This is a genomic window from Streptomyces melanogenes, from assembly GCF_014649795.1.
Classification (GTDB): Bacteria; Actinomycetota; Actinomycetes; order Streptomycetales; family Streptomycetaceae; genus Streptomyces; species Streptomyces noboritoensis.
Map to the genome: position 1 here is coordinate 96,074 of NZ_BMTS01000017.1, position 20,074 is coordinate 116,147.

Below are 20,074 nucleotides of genomic sequence, written 5' to 3' on the forward strand. Positions count from 1 at the left end.
GCCCCACCACGCGCTGTGACTATGGAGCGTGCCGTATGTCGGGGAAATCGGGCTCGCCCAGATTCCCGCCACCGACTGGAAACCCAAGCACCGTCCCGTATCGGCGCGACCGCCATCCGGTACCAGATGCCGATCTGTGCCGGCCGTGCTTCCCTGGAAGAGATTGCCTCAGCGCTATCGATGGCCCCCCTGTCAGGCTGGAGTCCGTCAGCCACAGTCGCAGAGCCCTGGAGCGGGCCTGCTCGACGAGCCAAGTCTTTCTCACCTCCCTCGCAGAATCACGTGAGGAGCACTGCCATGCGCAGAAACAATCGGACGCGCCGTCTTTTGACGGCCTCGACAGCTCTTGTCGCCGGGGGCATCCTGCTCTGGCCCGATGCCGCGATCGCGCGCCCGGCCTCTCCCGATGCCCCGGCAGGGATAACGGGAAACTTCCAGCTCGTCAACGCGGAGACCGGCAAGTGCGCGACAGTTGCGGGCGGCGTCTCGACCGAAAACAACGTCAGACTCGTCCAGTTCGACTGTGACAGCCACCCTTCGCGCCACTGGTTCATCAGCAACAACAACGGCAACGGCAGACAGTTCATCAATGGACAGACCCGCAAGTGCGCGACGGTCGCGGGTGGCGTCTCCACCGAAAACAACGTCGAGCTCGTCCAGTTCAACTGTGACACGCATCCCTCCCGCCGCTGGTTCGTCACCAATGGGGACGGCAGCTCGTACCAGCTCGTGAACGCGCAGACCCGCAAGTGCATGACCGTCGCCGGGGGCGTCTCCACCGACAACAACGTCCCGCTCGTGCAATTCACCTGCGACACGCACCCCTCGCGCCGCTGGATCCTACGCCCCTTCACCAGCACGCGCATCGACGAATGACGCACCGCTGACACGCGGGACGCGGGCCGCTCCGACGGCGGGCATTCAGCAGCCCTTAACCCTGGCCATCACACAGCGTCGACAAGGCTTCTCGTGGCCATGGCACCTTCCACAGACCGAAGCTACCGCCGGGTAGCCAACCTGACCCGAAGGGCCGCTGTGAAGCGCACCACCTCCCTGTCCGCCGCCGTGGCCGTCTCCCTCGCCGCGAGCCTGCTCCTCACCACGGGCACCGCCTCCGCGAAGGAGAAGCCCGCTCCCTCCCACTCCGGGCGTGACCTCTACGGAACCAAGGCTCCGTACACCCCGCAGGGGAAGCCGGGTCGCTACCAGAGGGCGCCGAAGGGCTTCGTGCCGGTCTTCACCGAGAACGTCGCCCGGCACGGCTCCCGCGCCATGACGGACAGCGGCGACGGCGACGCCATGCTCGCCGTCCTGGGCAAGGCGAAGAACCAGGGCGCACTCACCCATCTCGGCGCGAAGCTGGACCAGCAGGTGCGGTCGCTGCTGGCCGCCGCCTCCGCAGTGGGCTACGGCAACCTGTCCGCCCGCGGCGCCGAGGAGCACCGGCAGACCGCCCTGCGCATGGAGCAGCGGCTGCCGAGCTTGTTCGCGAGCATCGCCGACCGACACGAGCCGATCGTGGTGGAGACGTCGGGTGTTCCGCGTGCGGTGGCGAGCGCCGATGCGTTCACCGGCGGTCTGGCCTCCGGTGAACCGGCGCTGACCGGACTGATCCAGGCGCCGGTCACCGACAAGAACCTGCTGTACTTCCACAAGCAGCCGCAGAACGCCGACTACCAGGCGTATGTGAAGGGCGATCCGGCCCTGACCGCGGTCCTCGCGGGGATCGACGCCGACCCTCGCACCACCGAAGCGGCACACCGCGTCGTCGCGCGCCTGTTGAAGGACAACTACGCCGCGACGCTGTCCGGGAAGGACCAGGTCTCCTTCGCCCGCTCGCTCTACCAGCTCTACAGCGCGGCGCCCGACCTGGCCGTGGAGGCACCGGACGTCGACCTCACCCCCTTCCTGGCCCGCCGCGACGCCCAGTGGTTCGCCTACCTCGACGACGCCGAGGAGTTCTACCAGAAGGGGCCCGCGTTCAGCGGACGCACCATCACCTACGAGATGGCCGGTGTCCTCCTCGACGACCTGCTGGCCCAGGCCAGGGCCAAGGCCGCAGGCACCAGCGGTACCGGCGCGGTGCTGCGCTTCACCCACGCCGAGGAGATCGAGCCGCTCGCCGCCCTGATGGGGCTGCCCGGCAGCACCGAGCCCGCCGAGGCCGGGCAGCCGTACACGTACGGGAACAACCCGTGGCGTGGCGCGGAGGTCTCGCCGATGGCCGCGAACATCCAGTGGGACCTGTTCGCGAACACGCCCCCCGAGGGGCGGCCGACCGCCTATCTGGTGCGCATGCTCTACGACGAGAAGGAGACCGCCTTCAAGCCGTCCTGCAAGCCCGTCGCCAAGGGCAGCTACTTCTACGAGCTCGACGAGCTCCAGCACTGCCTCGCGCACGGCTGACGCACGCCCTCTGCGAGCCGGGGCCGTGCCGCCGCCTCGCGATCCGGGCCCGGGAATCCGGCGTTCCCCTCCTCCGGGTGGGTGTGGCAGGGCCACCCGGTCGGCGGTGCCGGCCCGTACGTTGGCAGGCATGGACAAGAACCGGCTGAGCGAGTTCCTGCGGGCCCGGCGCGCGCTGGTGCGCCCCGAGGACCACGGGATGCCCGCGGGGACACGCCGCACCCCTGGTCTGCGCCGCGAGGAGGTCGCCGTCCTCGCAGGGGTGAGCACCGACTACTACGTGCGGTTGGAACAGGGACGCGAACGCAACCCCTCACCCCAAGTCCTCGGGGCATTGGCGGCCGCACTCCTGCTGCAAGACGAGGAGGCCGCCTACCTGCGCGCCATAGTCGATCCGCCACCGGGTGGGCTTCCCCGGGCCGCGCGGGAGTACGCCGCCCCGCAACTGGTGACCTTGCTGGACACCTGGGCGGACACACCGGCCCTGGTCTACGGCCGCCATCTCGGCCTGCTGGCCGTCAACCCCCTGGGCGAGGCGCTGTTCTCCTGGCTCGGCAGCGAGACGAGCCTGATCACCGCGATGTTCCTCAATCCCGCCGCACGGGATTTCTACCGCGACTGGGCCGTCGTGGCGCAGGGGTGCGTGGCCGCGCTGCGGGCCGCCAATCCCGCCCCGGTCGATCAGCGGCTGCAGGAGCTGGTGGGTGAACTCTCCGTACGCAACCACGACTTCGCACGCACGTGGGCGCGCCACGAGGTACGGGCCAAGACGGCCTCGGCCAAACGATTTCACCACCCGCTGGTCGGCGACCTGACGCTGGACTTCGAGACCTTCGCCGTCAACAGCGCGCCCGGCCAGCACTTGGTGGTCTACCGCGCCGAACCCGGCAGCGCCGCCGACCAGTCGCTGGCCCTGCTGGCCGGCTTCACCCTCACCGAATGCGCAGACCCTCAAGACGAAGGACACCTCCCGCATGACCTCCCCTGACTCCCCGTCTGGTTCATCACCGGCTGCTCCTCCGGCCTGGGCCGGGCGCTGGCCCGCGCCGTGCTGGAACGCGGATGGCGGGCGGTGGTCACGGCCCGGGATCCCGGCAGGGCCGCCGACGCGGTCGCCCGGGCACAGGCTGTCTTCGGGCAGATCGACGTACTGGTCAACAACGCGGGCTACGGATACCTCGCCGCCGTCGAGGAGGGCGAGGACGACGAGGTCCGTGCCTTGTTCGACACCAACGTCTTCGGCTTGGTGGACACCACCAGGGCCGTCCTGCCCGGCATGCGGGCCCGTCGCGCCGGCCACATCGTGAACGTGTCCTCCCTCGGCGGCCTGGTCGGTTTCGGGGCCACCGGCTACTACCACGCCAGCAAGTTCGCCGTGGAAGGTCTCTCCGAATCCCTCGCTGCCGAGGTCGCTCCACTCGGCCTCAAGGTCACGATCGTCGAACCCGCCGCGTTCCGTACCAACTGGTCCGGGCCCTCCATGCGCCAGTCCGCCACCGCCATTGCCGACTACGCCACCACCGCGGGCGCACGACGCGCGAGCACCCTGGCCTCCTACGGCCACCAGCCCGGGGATCCGGCACGTGCCGCCCAGGCCGTCATCGACGCGGTCACGGCCGAAGAACCCCCGCTGCGCCTGCTGCTGGGCAAGGCGGCCTACGACATCGCCACCGCCAAGCTCGACTCCCTCAGGACCACCTTCGACAGCTGGCGGGAGGCGACCCTCAGCGCCGACTTCCCCACCGAGCACGAGGTGATGCGGTCATCCCCGGCCTGAGGCCGGAGGTCAGCACCCATGCCCTGGTCGTCGCGGACCACCCGCGAGAGGGACACCGGTGCGCCGGGCCTGCTCGACGGATGCCGTGGAGTCTCTGCTCCGGGCGGCTTCTTGGGGGATCCGCGCGGGCTGCACGATCTGGTCGGGTGGCGGGGCGTATCCGGGCAGGCGCAAGGTGCCCCAGACGTACGGATCGGCCTGGGCACTGCCGAACGGGGACCAGGCCAGACGCGTCTGACCGGTCCGGTCCGCCGTGTCGGAGTCGTAGAGGAGGACATTGACCGCCAGACGCTCAGGATCGGCGGGCGCGGGCAGGCCGTCGAGCGGAATCCTCACCTCGACCGCGTACCCCTTGTACGGGTCGGTCACGGCGGAGGCGACGGCCAGGCCCGGGGCGGTGCGGCTCGCGGGTCCCTGCCAGTTGTCGGCGTCGCGTTCCGCGCAGGGTCCCCGGCCGTCCTTGGTGAAGGGCAGGAGGCCGGTCTTGAACGTGGTCGAGGTGTCGTCGGAGCGGCCCTGCGGGTCGAGGGCGATCTCGACGGCGTCGGTGCGCCAGTGGCGTTTGCAGTCGGCCGCGGCGTCCAGGGCGTACCCCTTGACGTCGTCGGCGACGCGGACGAACACATACAGGTCATCGGCCTGGCGCGAGAAGCGGACGTCCGCCGCGCAGTCATTCTCGTCGGCACATCGCGCGCCCTCCCAGTGGGTGAGCCGCAGCGCCGGGCCGGGGTACTCCCCCGGTCCGGCGACACCGTCCACGACGGGAGCCTCGGCCACGGCGGGCACACTGGCGGAAGGGTTGGCCGGATACGCGGGCTGGGCGTCGTTGGCGAGCCAGGGCATCCGCATCCGCCGGGCCCAGGCGCGGAAGTCGGCGTACAGCGGGCGCAGGCCCGGCTGTTCGCGGGTGGCGGGGGCCTGTGGTGTGCGGCTGTCGGCCAGGACGGTGAACCACTCGCAGGGCAGCTTCGCCCGTGGGGTTTCGACCGTCGGCGGCAGGGAGGCGAAGCCCTGGGTGGCGTACTCGCGGGTGGCGTCCCGCTCGATCTGCGCCCAGGTCCTGCCCGAGTGTCCGCGCGCTGTCGTGCCGGTCCACACACCGATGACGGGGAGCCCGGTGTGCGCGTCCCTGGCCTGGTACTTGCCGCACTTCTCCCCCACGGGCCCCGGGAAACCGCCGTTCGTGGCGAGGAGTCGGGACGGTTTCCAGGCCGGGTACTTCTCCCGTGTGATCTGCCCGGGGAACGCGGTCGGGTCGCCTGCGAGCCGGAACGCCTCGACGGCCAGCCGTGCCGCCTCCTGGTGTCCGCCGTGCTGGTGGAACGGGCGCGGATCCATGACCACCACTTCGCGCGGGGTGGTCGCCCGGATCAGCCGGACGAGCCGCGAGAGCGTGTCCGTCGGCGGCTGGGGCGAAGGGTTCCACACCGTGGCGGTCAGCGGAGCGGAGAGTGTGTACCAGAAATCCGGCTTGTCGAGATAGAAGACGTTCCGGATGCCGGCCCGCCGTACGGCCTTGCGCTCCTCGCCCTCGCGGATCAGGCCGAGAGCCGCCCCTTCTTCGGTACCGACCGCGTTCCCGCCGCCCTCGCCCCGGGTGATGGTGACGACGCCGGTGCTCAGGCCTCGCCGCTCCTGCCACTGGCCGAAGGTGGCCAAGGATGACGACTCGTCATCGGGGTGGGCTCCGACGAACAGGACGTCGGTGTGCGCTGGATCCGTCCTCCCCACGGAGTCGGTCGGCACCGGACCGGCCCGTGCCGTGTCCGCCGCCAAGGGCAGCACGCCGACGACCACACCGAGCGCCGTGCACCCCGCCCACAGCATGTGTCTCACCCCGCGTCGCAGCAAGGCAGTCCTCCCTTCACCGGCAGTGTGCGACGAGCGGCGGCTGATGTCATCAACGGACGCACGTCATCAGGCCAGCCTGCCAGTCAACGGCAGCCGTCTGTGCCTCGTCCCGCCCGGGCGGTTGTTCGGCATTCTCGATAGCGTGACCATCTGCCGCATGGGGTGTCCATGCGTCCGGCTGGTCCGTGTGCGGGCTTTCGAAGAAGAGTGAAGAAGCTGCGATGAGTGAACTGACGAAGCCCGAGGTCAACGTCCCGGAGGGGGACGCTCCTACCGAGCTGACCATCCGGGACCTGGTCGTCGGGGACGGGCCTGAGGTGAAACCGGGCATGGTGGTCAGGGTCCACTATGTCGGGGTGACCTTCGAATCCGGGAAGGAGTTCGATGCCTCCTGGGACCGGGGCGAGCCGTTCAAGTTCGCCCTGGGCAGTGGGAGGGTCATCAAGGGCTGGGACCGGGGGGTGAAGGGGATGAGGGTCGGCGGCCGGCGCGAGATCATCGTTCCCCCGCGGCTCGGCTACGGCAACCAGTCGCCCTCACCGTTGATCCCGGCGGGCTCGACCCTGGTCTTCGTGGTGGACCTGCTGGACTCGTATTCCAGCACGGCCGGGTGGAGCAAGTCCTGGTGACCTTGGCCGCTCCTGGGCCGTGGTGACGTGCTGGGCTGCCCGAAAGGCTGCCCCAGCGGCACTGTCCACGTACAAAGCCGACGACTACAACGGTGGTGACAGGGTGCCGCGGCCGAACGCTGATCCCCTCACCGCGGTGCTGCCGGTACCGCTGATCGGCTGCGATTCAGGCGATCAGGATCGGGACATGCCATGCGCGCGCACGTAGAAGACCCCGGCGAGAAAGCCGGGAACAAGGCACGGCCTCCGCGCCGGGCGGTGTCCGTGCCCGGGAGTACGGCACGCGCCCCGAGGAGCGCCTCCGAGGTCACGGCACTGGGTGGCCGGGTGGGCAACCGTGTCGTCGCGCGCCTGTTGAAGGAGGAGCGGCACACCCACGGTGCCGGCTGCGGTCACGACGGCGTCGAGGACAGTGCGGCGAAGACGCAGAGCGCTCTGATCGACGAGGCGATCAGGTCGGAGAGCAGCCAGATCCCCGATCCGCTGCGCGGCAAGGCCGAGTCCTTCTTCGGGACCGACTTCTCCCGCGGCCGCCTGCATGACGGTCCGGTGGCCCAGCGCGCCATCGAGGCCATGGGCGCCCGGGCCCTCACCATCGACAACCACGTCTTCCTCCCTCCGCCCGGGGCCCGGGACATGGCGCTCATCGGGCACGAGTTCAGCCACCTCAACAAGAACCTCAACGGCGAACCCGAGACGGGCACCGACAACGGCGCCGGGGTCAAGGTCACCAACCCCAACCAGCCCTCCGAGCGGACAGCGGACATAGAGGGCAACGACTTCGCGGCGGATGTGGCCACGGCAGCCCCGGTCACCGCGCAGCGCTCGGTGGCAACGGACTCCGGCGCCGAGCCGGTGCGAACCGAGCTCGTGCAGCGTGCCGCGCGCCCGGACGACGCAATGGACGTAGACCACTTCGGGTCCGACGAGGACCTGGACGAAGCCATGACGGATGCGTTCGACCGCCAGGAGGCGGTGGACACGGCAGAGCTGGACCGCCTCAAGAAGCTGGGCACGGGGGGACGGCATCGAGAGTTCTTGCGGCTGCTGCGCGGCCATTTCTCCGCGTCGGGCGGCAAGTGGAAGATCGAGAAGTCCACGCCCGAGGGTGACTTCGAGGCCGCGACCAAAGAAAGGGGCAAGGCGAAGGCGCACAGTTTCGAGGAGCAGCCGCAGGTCCGACGGCTGCGGTGGATCTCGACCGTCATCAAGGAGTACCTGACGACCGTGGAGCTCCCGCCGGTCGAAGTGCAGACGGCGATCGACGCTTCGGGACGGCTCATCGTCGCGGCCAACGACAAGAGCGCCAATGACCACCTGGCCGAGCTGGCCGCGAACGGCGGCGCCACGGACGCCCTGGGGCACATGCTCGGCAACGCCGCGCGCCCCCAGGCGCGGGCGGGCGCCGCGATGGACGAAAGGGCCAGGGTCGACCGGGTCAACCGGCACTTCGACCAGGCGTCCGACATGCACAGCGGCGCGGCGCCGGTGCCCGCTGCCCTGCGGACCGCTCTCGCGCAAGGCATGGTGGTCGCCGCCGCAGGCACGCCGGGGCAGCACGCGGAGCTCCGCATACTCGCGAGCAACAACGGCAAGACGCCGCCGTATCTGGGCGGCACGAAGAGGCCGTGTGCCACCTGCTTCGCCACCCTCTACCCCTACGGCTCGCCCAAGGGCGGCGACGGAAAGGACCTCGTGCGACCGGGAAGGTTCTACTCCAGGGAGGACGCCAACCGGACGGTCCCGGGATACAAGGACAGCACCACGGTGTCCCCCAAGGACCGGGCGCAGCAGGTGTTCGCCTGGATCGACAGGTCCGTCGCTCATACGTATGACTCCTATGCGCGCAACAACGCGCTCCTGCGGGGGCAGGGCTCGGAATCGGAATCGGACTGACCAGCGACAAGCGGACGGCCGACACCGCACGCCGAAGTCACCACCGGTGACGACGGGGAGGGGCTTCTCTGCCCCGGGACCGCCGGGTCCTCAGCGCTCGGGCTCCTCCGGCGCGGTCGTACGGCGATGCCGCCCCCGCCCCCGCGTCGGCAGGTCCCACGACGTGGGGCGCTCCTTCACCGACTGCGGCGGGTACAGCAGCGCTCTGGCGGCCGCCAGGTTCTCCGCCACACCGACCGTCACCCACTCCGCGCCGTCGAACTCCTGGATGGCGCGGGGCGCACCCGGGTCGACATGGGCGCCGCGGTGGGGGCCCGGGGTGAGCGGGACGGCCCGCAGCCGCCCCTTGGCCCGGTCGCGCCGCTCGGCACGCCTGCGGGCCCACTGTGCCAACGGCTCCTCGTCGTCCATCGCGCCAGGATGCCGCAGCGGCACCCGCCCGCTCCACCTCGGGCCAAGGATCGGCGCTGACCCCGAACAGGGCGCCGCCCCAACAACGGCACCCCGCATCCCCACCGGCACGAGAGTGTCGGTGCCCCCAGGACGGACTGTTGCCGCAAGGCTTCACGCATGATGCACGCCGTGCTGCACGCACTCTCGATCACCGGTTCCATGACCTGGGAGATCGCCTGGGCCCTGATCCTCGGTTTCGCCCTGTCCGCCGTCGTCCAGGCGGTGGTGCGCAGGTCCACCGTCGTCCGCCTGCTCGGCGACGACCGCCCGCGCACCCTCGCGCTCGCCGCCGGTCTCGGCGCGGCTTCGTCGTCCTGTTCGTACGCCGCTGTCGCCCTCGCCCGCTCGCTCTTCCGCAAGGGCGCCGACTTCACGGCGGCGATGGCTTTCGAGATCGCCTCGACCAACCTGGTCGTCGAACTCGGCGTGATCCTGGCCCTGTTGATGGGCTGGCAGTTCACTGCCGCGGAGTTCGTCGGCGGCCCCGTCATGATCGTGGTCCTCGCGGTGCTCTTCCGCCTGCTCCTGCGCGACCAGCTGCTGCACTCGGCCCGCGAGCAGGCCGAGCGGGGACTCGCGGGCTCGATGGAAGGACATGCCGCGATGGACATGTCCGTACAGAAAGAAGGCTCGTTCCCGCAACGGCTGTTCTCACGGGAGGGCTTCACCGCCACCGCGCACGTCTTCGTCATGGAGTGGGCGGCGATCCTGCGCGACCTGGTCGTCGGGCTGCTGATCGCGGGGGCGATCGCGGCGTGGGTGCCGGACTCCTTCTGGCGTACGTTCTTCTTCGACGGCCACCCGCTGGCGTCCAAGCTCTGGGGCCCGCTGATCGGCCCTCTCGTGGCCATCGCCTCCTTCGTCTGCTCGATCGGCAACGTGCCGCTGGCCGTTGTCCTGTGGAAGGGCGGCATCAGCTTCGGCGGGGTGGTCGCGTTCATCTTCGCCGACCTGTTGATCCTGCCGATCCTCAACATCTACCGGAAGTACTACGGCGCGAGGATGGCGCTCTTCCTCCTCGGCACCTTCTACCTGGCCATGGTCATCGCCGGGTACGTCGTGGAGTTCGTCTTCGGCGGGCTCGGCCTGATCCCCGACCAGGCCGACGCGATGATCCCCATGGAGGGCGTCACCTGGAACTACACGACCTGGCTCAACATCGCCTTCGTGATCCTGGCAACCGTGCTGCTGGTGCGGTTCTTCCGGACCGGCGGGAGGGAGATGCTGAAGATGATGGGCGGGGCTCCCCTCGACGGCCACGAGCACGGTCCACACGATCCTCACTAGAGCCAGGCCGACCCCCCGGCTTTTGGCCCTTCCGGTTCTGTGATCTGCTGGAGATGTCGTCATACCCGTCTCGGCTGTCCGCGGGTGTACCACCGTCATCGGTGCGGGACGGATGTGAAGCGGCAGGCAGCTCGCGTCCTTGGGAGGCGTCCCATGCCGCACCTCCACCTGGCCCCGCCAGCACCAACACGGCGGCCCCCAGTCGTACTGCCCACGCGTGATCTGGCGGTCGCGTGGTTCCTGATGGTTCTGCTGGCCGCCCTGGCATGGGTGCTCACCGTCGACCAGTCCCGGCACATGGGGATGGAACCCGGCACGATGGGCTTGGCGCTGCCCCTGTTCCTGCTGCTGTGGGCGGTCATGATGGCGGCAATGATGCTGCCGTCCGTCGCACCCGTCGCCATCACCTGGGTACGCGGGATCAACCGCCGCTCGACCGGCCCTGCACGCGCCCTGCGGATCGCCGCGTTCGTCAGCGGCTATCTCCTCGCCTGGACCGCCTTCGGGCTGCTCGCGTACGCCGCTCTGGCAGCCACCGGGCACCTGGTGGACCGCGATCCCGGGACGGGCCGCTGGATCGGCGCCGCCGTCTTCCTCCTCGCGGCGGCTCAGCAGTTCGGGCCGCTGAAACGGGTCTGTCTGCGGCACTGCCGCAACCCGATGTTCCAGCTGCTCCAGTACTCGCGTTACCGGCCCTGGGCGAAGGACCTGCGGGTAGGGGCGCACCACGGGCTCTACTGCGTCGGATGCTGCTGGGGCCTGATGATCGTCCTGATCCCGCTCGGCGTCATGAACATCGCCGCGATGGCAGGACTGTCAGCCGTGATCTTCCTGGAGAAACTGTGGCGGCAAGGACCCTGGCTCACCTGGGCCGTCGGCCTCGCGTTCCTCGTCCTGGCCGTACTCGCCCCCTTCCAGGACTGGCTGCTGCCCGGCCTGGACATGTCCGGCTCCCCCATGGACGAGATGACCGGCCGGACAGGGTGAGCGGTCGCTGCACACCAGGCGGGCAACGCCGCTTTTGCCCGCCGACCCGCAGGAGGAGAATTGAAGGTGCCGCGTGGCACCGAGCTCCTGCGCCAGAGGGTGGCTCGCGCCCGCGCGAGCCACGAGGAGGCGACGAGATGTCCGAGACGACAGTGACGATCCCGAGATGGCACACGGCCGGTGACTGGTTCGATACGTGCAGGTGCAACATCCCCTGCCCCTGCTCGTTCGCCCAGCTGCCCACGTACGGCGAATGCGACGGTGTCCTGGCCTGGCACATACGCGAGGGTAACTACGGTGACGTACGGCTGGACGGCCTCAACGTGCTGATGCTCGGCTCCTTCGTCGGCAACATATGGGCCGAGCACTCCGACACGTACGCGGCGGTCTTCCTCGACGAGCGCGCCGACGACGCGCAGCGCGGCGCCCTGCAGATGATTTTCGGCGGCCAGGCAGGCAGCTGGCCCGCCGAGATGGTGAGCATGATGGACGCCGAGATGCGGGGCATGGACTTCGCCCCCATCGAGATCGAGATCGACGAAGACCTCGGTGGCTGGCGAGCCACGATCCCCGACCGGGTCGAGGCGAGCGCCGTGGCACTCAGCGGACCGACCACACCGGAGGGTGCACGGGTCCAGTCGACCAACCTCCCGGGCTCGGAGACCGGGCCGGGACAGGTCGCGACCTGGGGCCGCTCCACGACGGACCACGCCGATGCCTTCGGCTTCCAGTGGAGCCGCAAGGGCCAGTCCAGCAAGCACATCACCTTCGACTGGACAGGTCCTGACTGAGGTCGGCCGTTCGATCCAGACCCCACCCACGGCCCCACCGGCCGATCCGCTCTCGGGCAACCTACGGTCTAGTAAGTTACGGTCCGCTGGGACGGCACCCGCATGTGCGTGATAGATACACCATTCTTATGTATGCCCAATCCCAGGAGGCGGATCCCGTGACCACCGGCATCGTCGCGCGTGAGAGCTACTACGTACGGACGGGTGAGCACACCTACAAACCCACAGCTCACGCGGGTGGTGCATGGCAGGCCGACGAACAGCACTTCAGCCCGCTCGCGGGGCTTGTCGTCCACGCGATCGACGGGCACCTCGCCGAGCGCCCCGGGAATCTGACGCTCGCGAGGATCAGTTACGACATCCTCGGCCGCCTCGCCCTCGACGAGTGCGAGATAACCGTGGAGACCGTTCGTCCCGGCCGGACCATCGAACTCCTGGAGGCGACCGTGGCCATCGGCGGCCGCCCGGTCGTCCGTGCCCGCGCCTGGCTCCTGGCGTCCCTGGACACGTCGTCCGTGGCCGACAGCCCCCACGAGCGGCTCCCCGCCCCTGAAGAGCTCACGCCCTGGGCGATGCACGAGGAGTGGAACGGCGGCTACGTCTCTTCCGTCGACGTCCGCCGGATGCCTCCGTCCCGCAAGGGCCGTACGGCGGCCTGGCTCTCCTCGCCCGTCGACCTGGTCGCGGACGAGCCGAGCACCGCCCTCGCCTCGTACATCGCGCTCGTCGACACCGCCAACGGCATCGCCGTGCAGCAGGACCCCACCGCGTGGATGTTCCCCAACCTCGACCTGACGATCCATCTGCACCGGCAGCCACGAGGACCGTGGACCGGTCTGGACACCACCGTCACCTTCGGCCCGACCGGACAGGGACTCACCAGCAGCGTCCTGCACGACATCGACGGCCCCGTCGGCCACGCCGAACAGATCCTCACCGTCCGCCCTCTGTAGACCGGTTCACTCACCACGCCGGTTAGGGTGCCGGGCGTGAGCGATGACCAGATACGGGTGGAACGGACCCTGGCCGCGTGGGGCCGGATCGAGGCGTGGCTGAAGGAACACGCGCCACGCAGCTACCGGGGTCTTCCCGCGCCCGCCGGCGAGGACGAGATCCGGGCCGTCGAGCTGGAGCTGGACCTGGTGCTGCCCGCCGACGTGCGGGCGTTCTACCAGGTCCGCAACGGCACCGGGCCCGCCGTGGATTTCGACTGGTCGACCGGGGACAGGCCGCTGCCGGACCCGAGCGGATACCTGCTGCCTGACGGCGACGGGATCGCGCCGCTGTCGTACCTGGGCACGTGGTACGACCATCTCCCCGTCGACGACGAGTACGACGATCCGCGGCGGCGCTACCTGCCGTTCATGGTGTCGGACCCGGACGGCTTCTACGGGAGCTTCGTCGACTGCACCCCGAGCAGCGAGGGGTACGGGCAGATCGGCTCCTACGCCGAGGCCGCGTTCCCCGAGCCGGGCGGCCACCCGTCGCTCGCCGCCTACCTGACCGATGTCGCCGACCTCCTGTACGGAAAACCGGACGAGATCTGGGGAATGCCCGGAATCCTCGACGGCTGCCTGCACTGGGCAGACCCCCAGGCACCACCGGAAGGCTGGGAGCCGGTCCCCCAGCCGAGGACACCATGAGTGCGATGCGCCTATGAGCGGCGGCGTATCTTCAGGACGGCAGCGCCCGCGCGCGCACCGGCCGGGCCGGTTCCTGGCCGCCGCCGCTGGGCAGGACGCGGACCTCGCCGCTGTCGCTGATCTCGGCCCTGACGATGCCGGTGTCGTCGGCGTACACGGGGTGGCCGCCCGGACCCTTCCGATCAGTCACGGACACCACCACGATGTCCTGCCCTGACTCAGGACCGTCCTCGAAGACCAGCTCGTACCTCTGGGGCTGCATCGTTTTCCATCCGTCCTCGGGGGGTGCCGGGCAAGGTGCTGCGAGCAGATCGGGCAGCGCTCACGGCCATGCTCGGCCGCGGCCCGACGGCCCGCATCTTTCGGGGCGCCCAGACGGTGGCTACGGCGGCGGCCGACTCAGTGAGGCGGGCGCGAGAGGCCAGCACTAAACGGCACCCGCCTGAACGGATTCCCGGGTTTCCGGGTGCTCTGGGTCATCGGCCGGGGCAGCGGCACGCAGCGCCGCCTCCACCCGGCGGTTGGTGGTCATGGTCGACGTGACGGCGGTCATGGTGAGGAGGAGGCCGGCGGCGGTGTAGAGCGGGGTGCGTACGTCGTAGGTGGTGGCCAGCCAGCCGCCGAGGAAGGCGCCGAACGGGGCGGCGCACATGGAGAGCATGCGGGAGGTGGAGGCGACCCGGCCCATCAGGTGGGCGGGGACGATCGCCTGCCGGAGGGAGGGGGCGAGCACCATCGTGGCGCCCATACCCGCTCCGCACACAGCGAGTGCGAGGCCGGCGACGTACGGGTTCGGGGCGGCGGCAAGGCCCAGGATGGCGAGTCCCTCGACTGCGGCCGTGCAGGTCAGCGCGGTGCCGGTGCCGAGCCGTCGGCCGAGGAAGGAGGCGATGCCCGCGCCGAGCAGACCGCCGGTGGCCTCCGCCGTGAGGAGCAGGCCGAAGCCGAAGGTGTCGACGCCGAGACGGTCGTGCGCGAAGAGGGCGAGTACGGTCTCGATGGCGATGAAGGCGATGTTCCCGACCGCCGGACGCAGCGCGAGCCCGAGCAGCAACCGGTCCCGGAATACGTACGAGGCGCCGGCCCGCGCCTGCCGCAGCAGCGACTCACGGGCCTGCGGTACGGGCCGGGGTGCGGCAGGCAGCGACCGTACGAGCAGTGCGGAGAGGGCGAACGACACCGCGTCGGTGAGCAGGGGAACCGCCCGACCGAGCGCGAGCAGGGCACTGCCCGCGGGCGGCCCTGCGAAGCCGGACGCGGTGGTCTGGGCGCCGCGCAGGCGGGAGTTGGCGCGTTCCAGGAGCGCGGGGTCGCGGCCGAGCAGGTCCGGCAGATAGGCCGTGGCGGCCGTGTCGAAGAAGAGTCCGCCGAGGCCGAGGAGGAAGGCGACGGCCGCGAGCAGGGGAATGCTCAGCACGTCGAGCGCGGCCGCTGCCGCCGGTATCGCGAGCAGCACCGCCCGTGCCGCGTCCGTGACCCACATCGTGCGCCGACGGTCCCAGCGGTCCACCAGCGCACCGCCGAGCACCCCGAAGAGCAGCCACGGCAGCGTTCCGGCGGCCGTGACGACGGCGAGCGCCATCGGATCCCGCGTCAATGTCAACGCGATCAGCGGCAGCGCGGCATGCGACACCCCGTCACCGAGCGAGGAGATCGTCTGCGCGGTCCACAGCCGTCCGAAACCGGTCGGCAGCTTCTGTACTTCAGTGGTCACTTGGCGTCCCCTTCGGCCTGCTGGCCCTGTGCCGGGTGGAAGAGTGCGAAGACGAGCGAGGTGTCCGGCAGCGAGGGATCGGACAGCTCCCGGTACTCGTCCGCCAGGGCCTGCAGCCGCGCGCCCAGCTCCGCGAACTGCTCGTCGGTGAGCCGCAGATGCGCCATCCGTACGTGCCGCTCGGCATCCGCCGGTGCCGCTTCCAGGTCCGCGACCGCGTGCCGCATCAGCACATCGGGGCCTCCTTCGCCCGGATCCGGCAGCTCGATCGACCGCGCGGCCATCGCGTAGTACCGCTCGGTGACCCCCCGGACCTTGCGCGTCCGTACCACTTTGACCAGGCCGGCCCGCTCCAGCAGCCGTACGTGGTAGCTGGAGCTCCCCTTCGCCAGGCCCACTCGCTCAGCGATCTGGGTGATCGTCGCGGGCTCGAAGCGGAGCACGGCCATGATCCGGTGGCGCGTGAGGTTGGAGACGGCGCGTAGCTGCTCGTCAGTGGTGACGTGGAACGTCTCCGGAAGATCATCGGTAGGCATGCCCCCAATGGTCAACACTTCTTGACCATTACGCAAGAGGGTTTGGGCGCGATCTTCCGGAGTCACTTGTTCCGCACGTGAGGCCTTCGCTCACGCACTCTCCTCCAGGCCCGGATCTGCCTGCGGTTCCTCACGACCTCCGCCAACACGCCCACCACGGCCCGTGGCCACCGTCGCCGGACAGGGCGACTTAACAAGATCGCATGGCAAAGTCCGGACAACTGTTACATCGCCGATGGGGTATCTACGTGCGCTCTTCGTAGCGTCAGCTCTGCCGCTCACGCCCCTGCTCCGCCCATCAGCTCGACCCACACCCGCTGGCCCGGGACGGGACAACGCCGTGCCGCACCCGCCCTGCCCGTCCATCTCTGCCGCGAAAGACCTCCCGTGCCGCCACAGCCTCGCCGCGTCCTCCTCGCCGGTTTCATAGCCCTCTCCGCGGCGATATCGGGCTGCACTCCCGCCTCGTCGACGGCTGCTTCCGCGCCGGTCCACAAGCGCGGCACGGTGCAGGCCGCGCGGGACGGTTCGAGCGGTGTCCGGGTCATGCAGATCGTCGCCCACCCGGACGACGACCTGTACTTCATGAACCCCGAGCTCCAGCAGTCCATAGACGCCAACGACCAGCTCGTCAGCGTCTATGTGACCAGCGGTGAGGCCCAGGGCTTCAACAAGATCCCCGGCCACAAACCCCCCAAGCCCAACGTCGCCAACTACGCCGGTGCCCGCCGCCAGGGCCTACGCCAGGCGTACGCGTTCATGGCGACCGGCGACACCAAGGCCCCCTGGACCAGGCAGGTCACCACCCTGCCCGGCGGCACCGCCATAGAAGTGGACGCCCTGAGCCAGCACCCCGGCATCCGGCTGGTCTTCCTCGGTGTGTCCCAGCACTCCCCCTCCCACGGCAGAACCCCCGGCCTCGACCTGCGGCGGCTCTGGGAGGCTCCCCGCGCGGTCACGCGGACCCTGGTGGGCACCGGCTCCCCCGTCCGGGCGTCGCACGAGGTCACCCGCGCCGGGCTGATAGACGCGCTGGTCCACCTCATGGACAGCTACCGGCCCACACTCGTACGCACCATGGACCCCGACCCGGACATGCAGGTCCGCGACGCGAAGCACCGCGCCCACCACGACCAGCGCGGCTACTCGGACCACCCCGACCACACCGCCGCCGCGCTGTTCACCTACGCCGCCCTCGACCGCTACCGGGCCCCCCACGCCGTCACCGCCTTCCGCGGCTACTACAACGAGCGCTGGCCGCAGGGCCTGCCCGCGCAGATCATCCGCGGCAAGGCCAACGTCCTCAACGCCTACGGAGGCTCCCCGAAGGGCTGCGACAACGAGTTCGGCGGCTGCGGCGACTACGACGTCGGCCGGGACCGCTCGTACGGCACCGGCTGGCTCCAGCGCACCTCGCTGCGCTACCCCACCGCCGCCCCGCGGCTGCAGCCGGGCGCCGACGGGCGGATGACCGCGTTCGCCGTCCTCGGCGGGCAGGCGGCCATGTGGCAGGAGACCGAGCCCGGCGGCGAACGGTGGACCGCGCCGAAGCTGCTGGCCGGCCAGGGACTGCTGCCGGGTCTGACGTCCTCGCGGACACGGGACGGCCGCTGGCAGCTGTTCGCCGAGCGCGTCGTTTCCCTGGGCGCAGGGGCGAAGGACAACCGGCGCGAGATCGTGACGACGGAACAGACGCGCCCGGGTGGGCCGTTTCGCGCCTGGGTCTCGCTGGGCGTCCCCGACCGCGACCCCGAGCACGGCCGCCGGGTCGGCGGGCCCGTCGTGACGCGCGGTGCCGACGGCACCACCTGGCTGTTCGTACGCAACTGGGCCAAGGGTGTCTCCGTCCGCAGCCAGCGAGCCGACGGCGCCTGGTCCAACTGGGCGGACCTGGGCGGCGCCGAGGTCCAGGAGGGGCTCAGCGCCGTCACCGACGCCAAGGGGCTCGTCCATGTCTTCGGCGCCGGACACCACACCGTTCGCCACTGGGTGCAGCGGAACCCGGGAGGACCGTTCGTTCTCGCACCCACCGGGCTGCCCGCCCCGGCCGATCCGCCCACCGCGCTGGCCCGGCCCGACGGCTCGCTCCTCCTGGCCTTCCGCGCGGCCGGGACCGCCCGACTAGTGCTGCGCACCCTCCCCGCCGGTGGCGGAGTATGGCGCGCCGAACGCGTCGACCTGGACAGCCGCGGCTACGGCGCGCTCGCCCTGCACTCCATACCCGGCGGAGTGCTGCTGGCCGCCCGCAACAACGACGGCGGTACGAGCCTGGCCACTCTGGGCACCGGACGCGCCCCACAGTGGAGCACCGTCCCCGGAGCCGTGGTCGGCGCGGCCTCCCTGGCAACCGACTCCGCCAACCGTCCCGTCCTCGCCCAACTGGCCCCGGACGCGACGCTCCACACCCACGTCATACCGGAAGGCCACCCTGTCGAGCAGGGAGACCGCCGGCGCGGGACGTCCGTGGATCAGGCCGCGAGTCGGTAGTTGAGCTGGTCAGAGGCGGGGCGGATCAGCGGCCGTCCCGTCGCGGAGCAGGCGGGGGAAACGCGCCGACGGGTTCCCCCGGATCCTCGCAGCACCTCCGATCGAAGGTGCTGCGAGGATCCGGGGGACGGATCGGACTGATAGAACGCTGCGGCACGCACGGATCACAAGGGATCAGAGCGTGAGGACGAGCTTGCCTTGGAGATGACCGCCGTCGAGCATCCGGTGCGCGTCGGCCACGCGCTCGAACGGGAACGTCTCCTGCACATGGACCCGGAGCCTGCCCTGCTCGACGAGTTCGACGAGACCTCGCAGGGCGACCGGATCGGGATCGACCGCGATACCGCTGAAACGCATGCCGGCCGCCTGGTACTTGGCGGCGAGCTCCGCATCGTCCTCGGCAACCGCCGTCACCAGGTGACCACCCGGGCGGAGCACTTCGAGGGAGCGCTCGACGGTATCGCCGCCGATCGTGTCGAGGACGACGTCGATGTCACGGACCGCCTCGGTGAAGTCGACCGCCGTGTAGTCGATCACCTCATCGGCGCCGCACCCCTCGGCGAACTCGCGCTTGCTCCCGCCGGCGGTCGTGATCACGTACGCGCCGAGCGCCTTCGCGATCTGGATCGCGACGTGGCCGACCCCGCCACCACCACCGTGGACCAGGACGCGGTCGCCCTCGGTCACGTCGCCGAGGTCGACGAGGCCCTGCCACGCCGTCAGCCCCACGATCGGCAGCGCCGACGCCTCGACGTGTGAGAGCGACGCCGGTTTGCGTGCCAGGTGCAGCGCCGGAGCCGATACGACCTCGGCGTACGCATTCGCCGCCCGCGGGAACAGCGGCATCCCAAACACCTCGTCACCGGGCCTGAACCGCCAGGTCTGCGGCGCCTGTTCGACCACGCCGCTGATGTCCCAGCCGAGGACGAACGGCGGCCGGCCGATCAGCGGGAACTCGCCGGCGCGCAGGCGCGCCTCCAGCGGGTTCAGCCCGATTGCCTTGACCCGCACGAGAACCTCGGTCGGAAGGGGGCGGGGCTCGGGCGCGTCCACGATGGTGAGCACCTCGGGACCACCGAGCGCCTGCTGAGTGATGACTCGCATGACTCTCCTGGCTTGGGAAGGGGAAAACCCAGGAGAACCAGGCTATGAACCCGATAGGAACCAGGAGGTGCCTCAGGCGCAGGTACCTTTGGCGCCATGAGCGGTTTCGTTCCCGGTGATCCCTTTCTCGCCGACTGTCCGGCGCGTCTGGCGGTCGAGCTCATCGCCGACAAGTGGACCGTGGTCGTCCTCTACGGCCTCAGCAAGGGCCCGGTGCGCCATGGCGAGTTGGTAGAGCTGATCGGCGGCATCTCCCGCAAGATGCTCACCCAGACACTCCGGCGGCTCGCGGCCCACGGACTCATCCACCGCTACGCCTACGCCGAGGCACCGCCCCGCGTCGAGTACGAGCTCACCCCGCTCGGAATGACACTGATCGACCCGATCCACATGCTGACCGAGTGGGCAAGGGCGAACGGCGATGCCGTGCTCGATGCACTCGACGCCGCCCCCGAGCCGGTCGCCCATGGCGACTGAGGCCCCGCTGGGAGCGGCTGCTGTAGCCCGCGGACC

Annotated in this window: 19 protein-coding genes; 13 read left to right on the plus strand and 6 right to left on the minus strand. The window is 70.2% G+C overall.

The annotated features are described in order from the left end of the window. The first annotated feature begins 297 nt into the window (after nucleotides 1-297). The 4 genes from IE252_RS31000 (at nucleotide 298) to IE252_RS31015 (ending at nucleotide 4,183) form a co-directional block, all read left to right on the plus strand. Nucleotides 298-876, plus strand: a complete 579-nt coding sequence (locus IE252_RS31000; protein WP_190092740.1) for an RICIN domain-containing protein — start codon at nucleotides 298-300, stop codon at nucleotides 874-876. Nucleotides 877-1,035: 159 nt separating this feature from the next. After that, nucleotides 1,036-2,406: a histidine-type phosphatase gene (locus IE252_RS31005; RefSeq protein ID WP_194545911.1), complete on the plus strand. Its 1,371-nt coding sequence runs from the start codon at nucleotides 1,036-1,038 to the stop codon at nucleotides 2,404-2,406. A 130-nt stretch (nucleotides 2,407-2,536) separates the two neighbouring features. Next, nucleotides 2,537-3,394, plus strand: coding sequence for a helix-turn-helix domain-containing protein (locus tag IE252_RS31010; RefSeq protein ID WP_190092742.1), 858 nt, complete (start codon nucleotides 2,537-2,539; stop codon nucleotides 3,392-3,394). A gap of 15 nt (nucleotides 3,395-3,409) precedes the next feature. Next, entirely contained in the window at nucleotides 3,410-4,183 is a 774-nt protein-coding gene (locus IE252_RS31015) for an oxidoreductase (RefSeq protein WP_190092813.1), read from the plus strand. Between the two features lie 9 nt (nucleotides 4,184-4,192). Here the strand turns inward: IE252_RS31015 and IE252_RS31020 are convergent, their stop codons facing one another. After that, nucleotides 4,193-6,010: a sugar-binding protein gene (locus IE252_RS31020; RefSeq protein WP_190092743.1), complete on the minus strand. Its 1,818-nt coding sequence runs from the start codon at nucleotides 6,008-6,010 to the stop codon at nucleotides 4,193-4,195. Nucleotides 6,011-6,255: 245 nt separating this feature from the next. Here IE252_RS31020 and IE252_RS31025 point away from each other — a divergent pair, with 245 nt between their 5' ends. Both IE252_RS31025 and IE252_RS31030 read left to right on the plus strand, forming a co-directional pair. Further along, nucleotides 6,256-6,663, plus strand: coding sequence for an FKBP-type peptidyl-prolyl cis-trans isomerase (locus IE252_RS31025; RefSeq protein WP_190092744.1), 408 nt, complete (start codon nucleotides 6,256-6,258; stop codon nucleotides 6,661-6,663). A gap of 192 nt (nucleotides 6,664-6,855) precedes the next feature. Continuing rightward, on the plus strand, nucleotides 6,856-8,559 hold the full coding sequence (locus IE252_RS31030) for an eCIS core domain-containing protein (RefSeq protein WP_190092745.1): 1,704 nt from the start codon (nucleotides 6,856-6,858) through the stop codon (nucleotides 8,557-8,559). A gap of 90 nt (nucleotides 8,560-8,649) precedes the next feature. Here the strand turns inward: IE252_RS31030 and IE252_RS31035 are convergent, their stop codons facing one another. Continuing rightward, a complete protein-coding gene (locus IE252_RS31035) occupies nucleotides 8,650-8,970 on the minus strand; it encodes a DUF6087 family protein (RefSeq protein WP_190092746.1) in 321 nt (106 codons plus the stop codon). Nucleotides 8,971-9,132: 162 nt separating this feature from the next. On the opposite strand from IE252_RS31035, the gene IE252_RS31040 reads away from it, so the two are divergent. The 5 genes from IE252_RS31040 (at nucleotide 9,133) to IE252_RS31060 (ending at nucleotide 13,720) form a co-directional block, all read left to right on the plus strand. Beyond that, a complete protein-coding gene (locus IE252_RS31040; protein WP_190092814.1) occupies nucleotides 9,133-10,299 on the plus strand; it encodes a permease in 1,167 nt (388 codons plus the stop codon). A 153-nt stretch (nucleotides 10,300-10,452) separates the two neighbouring features. Next, nucleotides 10,453-11,286 (plus strand): DUF2182 domain-containing protein, encoded by an 834-nt coding sequence (locus tag IE252_RS31045; protein WP_190092747.1) that lies wholly within the window; start codon nucleotides 10,453-10,455, stop codon nucleotides 11,284-11,286. Nucleotides 11,287-11,423: 137 nt separating this feature from the next. Beyond that, nucleotides 11,424-12,077: a DUF1326 domain-containing protein gene (locus tag IE252_RS31050; RefSeq protein ID WP_190092748.1), complete on the plus strand. Its 654-nt coding sequence runs from the start codon at nucleotides 11,424-11,426 to the stop codon at nucleotides 12,075-12,077. A 128-nt stretch (nucleotides 12,078-12,205) separates the two neighbouring features. Then, on the plus strand, nucleotides 12,206-13,030 hold the full coding sequence (locus tag IE252_RS31055; RefSeq protein WP_190092749.1) for a thioesterase family protein: 825 nt from the start codon (nucleotides 12,206-12,208) through the stop codon (nucleotides 13,028-13,030). 36 nt (nucleotides 13,031-13,066) lie between these two features. After that, nucleotides 13,067-13,720 (plus strand): SMI1/KNR4 family protein, encoded by a 654-nt coding sequence (locus IE252_RS31060; protein ID WP_190092750.1) that lies wholly within the window; start codon nucleotides 13,067-13,069, stop codon nucleotides 13,718-13,720. Between the two features lie 31 nt (nucleotides 13,721-13,751). Here the strand turns inward: IE252_RS31060 and IE252_RS31065 are convergent, their stop codons facing one another. From IE252_RS31065 to IE252_RS31075, 3 genes are all read right to left on the minus strand, one after another. After that, complete coding sequence (locus tag IE252_RS31065; protein WP_190092751.1) at nucleotides 13,752-13,982, minus strand: DUF6296 family protein; 231 nt, start codon at nucleotides 13,980-13,982, stop codon at nucleotides 13,752-13,754. A 165-nt stretch (nucleotides 13,983-14,147) separates the two neighbouring features. Further along, nucleotides 14,148-15,434, minus strand: a complete 1,287-nt coding sequence (locus IE252_RS31070) for an MFS transporter (RefSeq protein ID WP_190092752.1) — start codon at nucleotides 15,432-15,434, stop codon at nucleotides 14,148-14,150. Beyond that, on the minus strand, nucleotides 15,431-15,970 hold the full coding sequence (locus IE252_RS31075) for an ArsR/SmtB family transcription factor (RefSeq protein WP_190092753.1): 540 nt from the start codon (nucleotides 15,968-15,970) through the stop codon (nucleotides 15,431-15,433). Before IE252_RS31075 ends, IE252_RS31070 begins: the two co-directional genes overlap by 4 nt. A gap of 387 nt (nucleotides 15,971-16,357) precedes the next feature. Here IE252_RS31075 and IE252_RS31080 point away from each other — a divergent pair, with 387 nt between their 5' ends. Then, on the plus strand, nucleotides 16,358-18,457 hold the full coding sequence (locus IE252_RS31080) for a PIG-L family deacetylase (protein ID WP_190092754.1): 2,100 nt from the start codon (nucleotides 16,358-16,360) through the stop codon (nucleotides 18,455-18,457). 174 nt (nucleotides 18,458-18,631) lie between these two features. On the opposite strand, the gene IE252_RS31085 is transcribed toward IE252_RS31080, so the two are convergent. Then, on the minus strand, nucleotides 18,632-19,561 hold the full coding sequence (locus tag IE252_RS31085) for an NADP-dependent oxidoreductase (protein WP_190092755.1): 930 nt from the start codon (nucleotides 19,559-19,561) through the stop codon (nucleotides 18,632-18,634). Between the two features lie 96 nt (nucleotides 19,562-19,657). On the opposite strand from IE252_RS31085, the gene IE252_RS31090 reads away from it, so the two are divergent. Continuing rightward, the gene (locus IE252_RS31090) at nucleotides 19,658-20,038 is read left to right on the plus strand and encodes a winged helix-turn-helix transcriptional regulator (RefSeq protein WP_190092756.1); all 381 of its coding nucleotides are present in this window, start codon (nucleotides 19,658-19,660) and stop codon (nucleotides 20,036-20,038) included. Nucleotides 20,039-20,074: the final 36 nt, after the last annotated feature.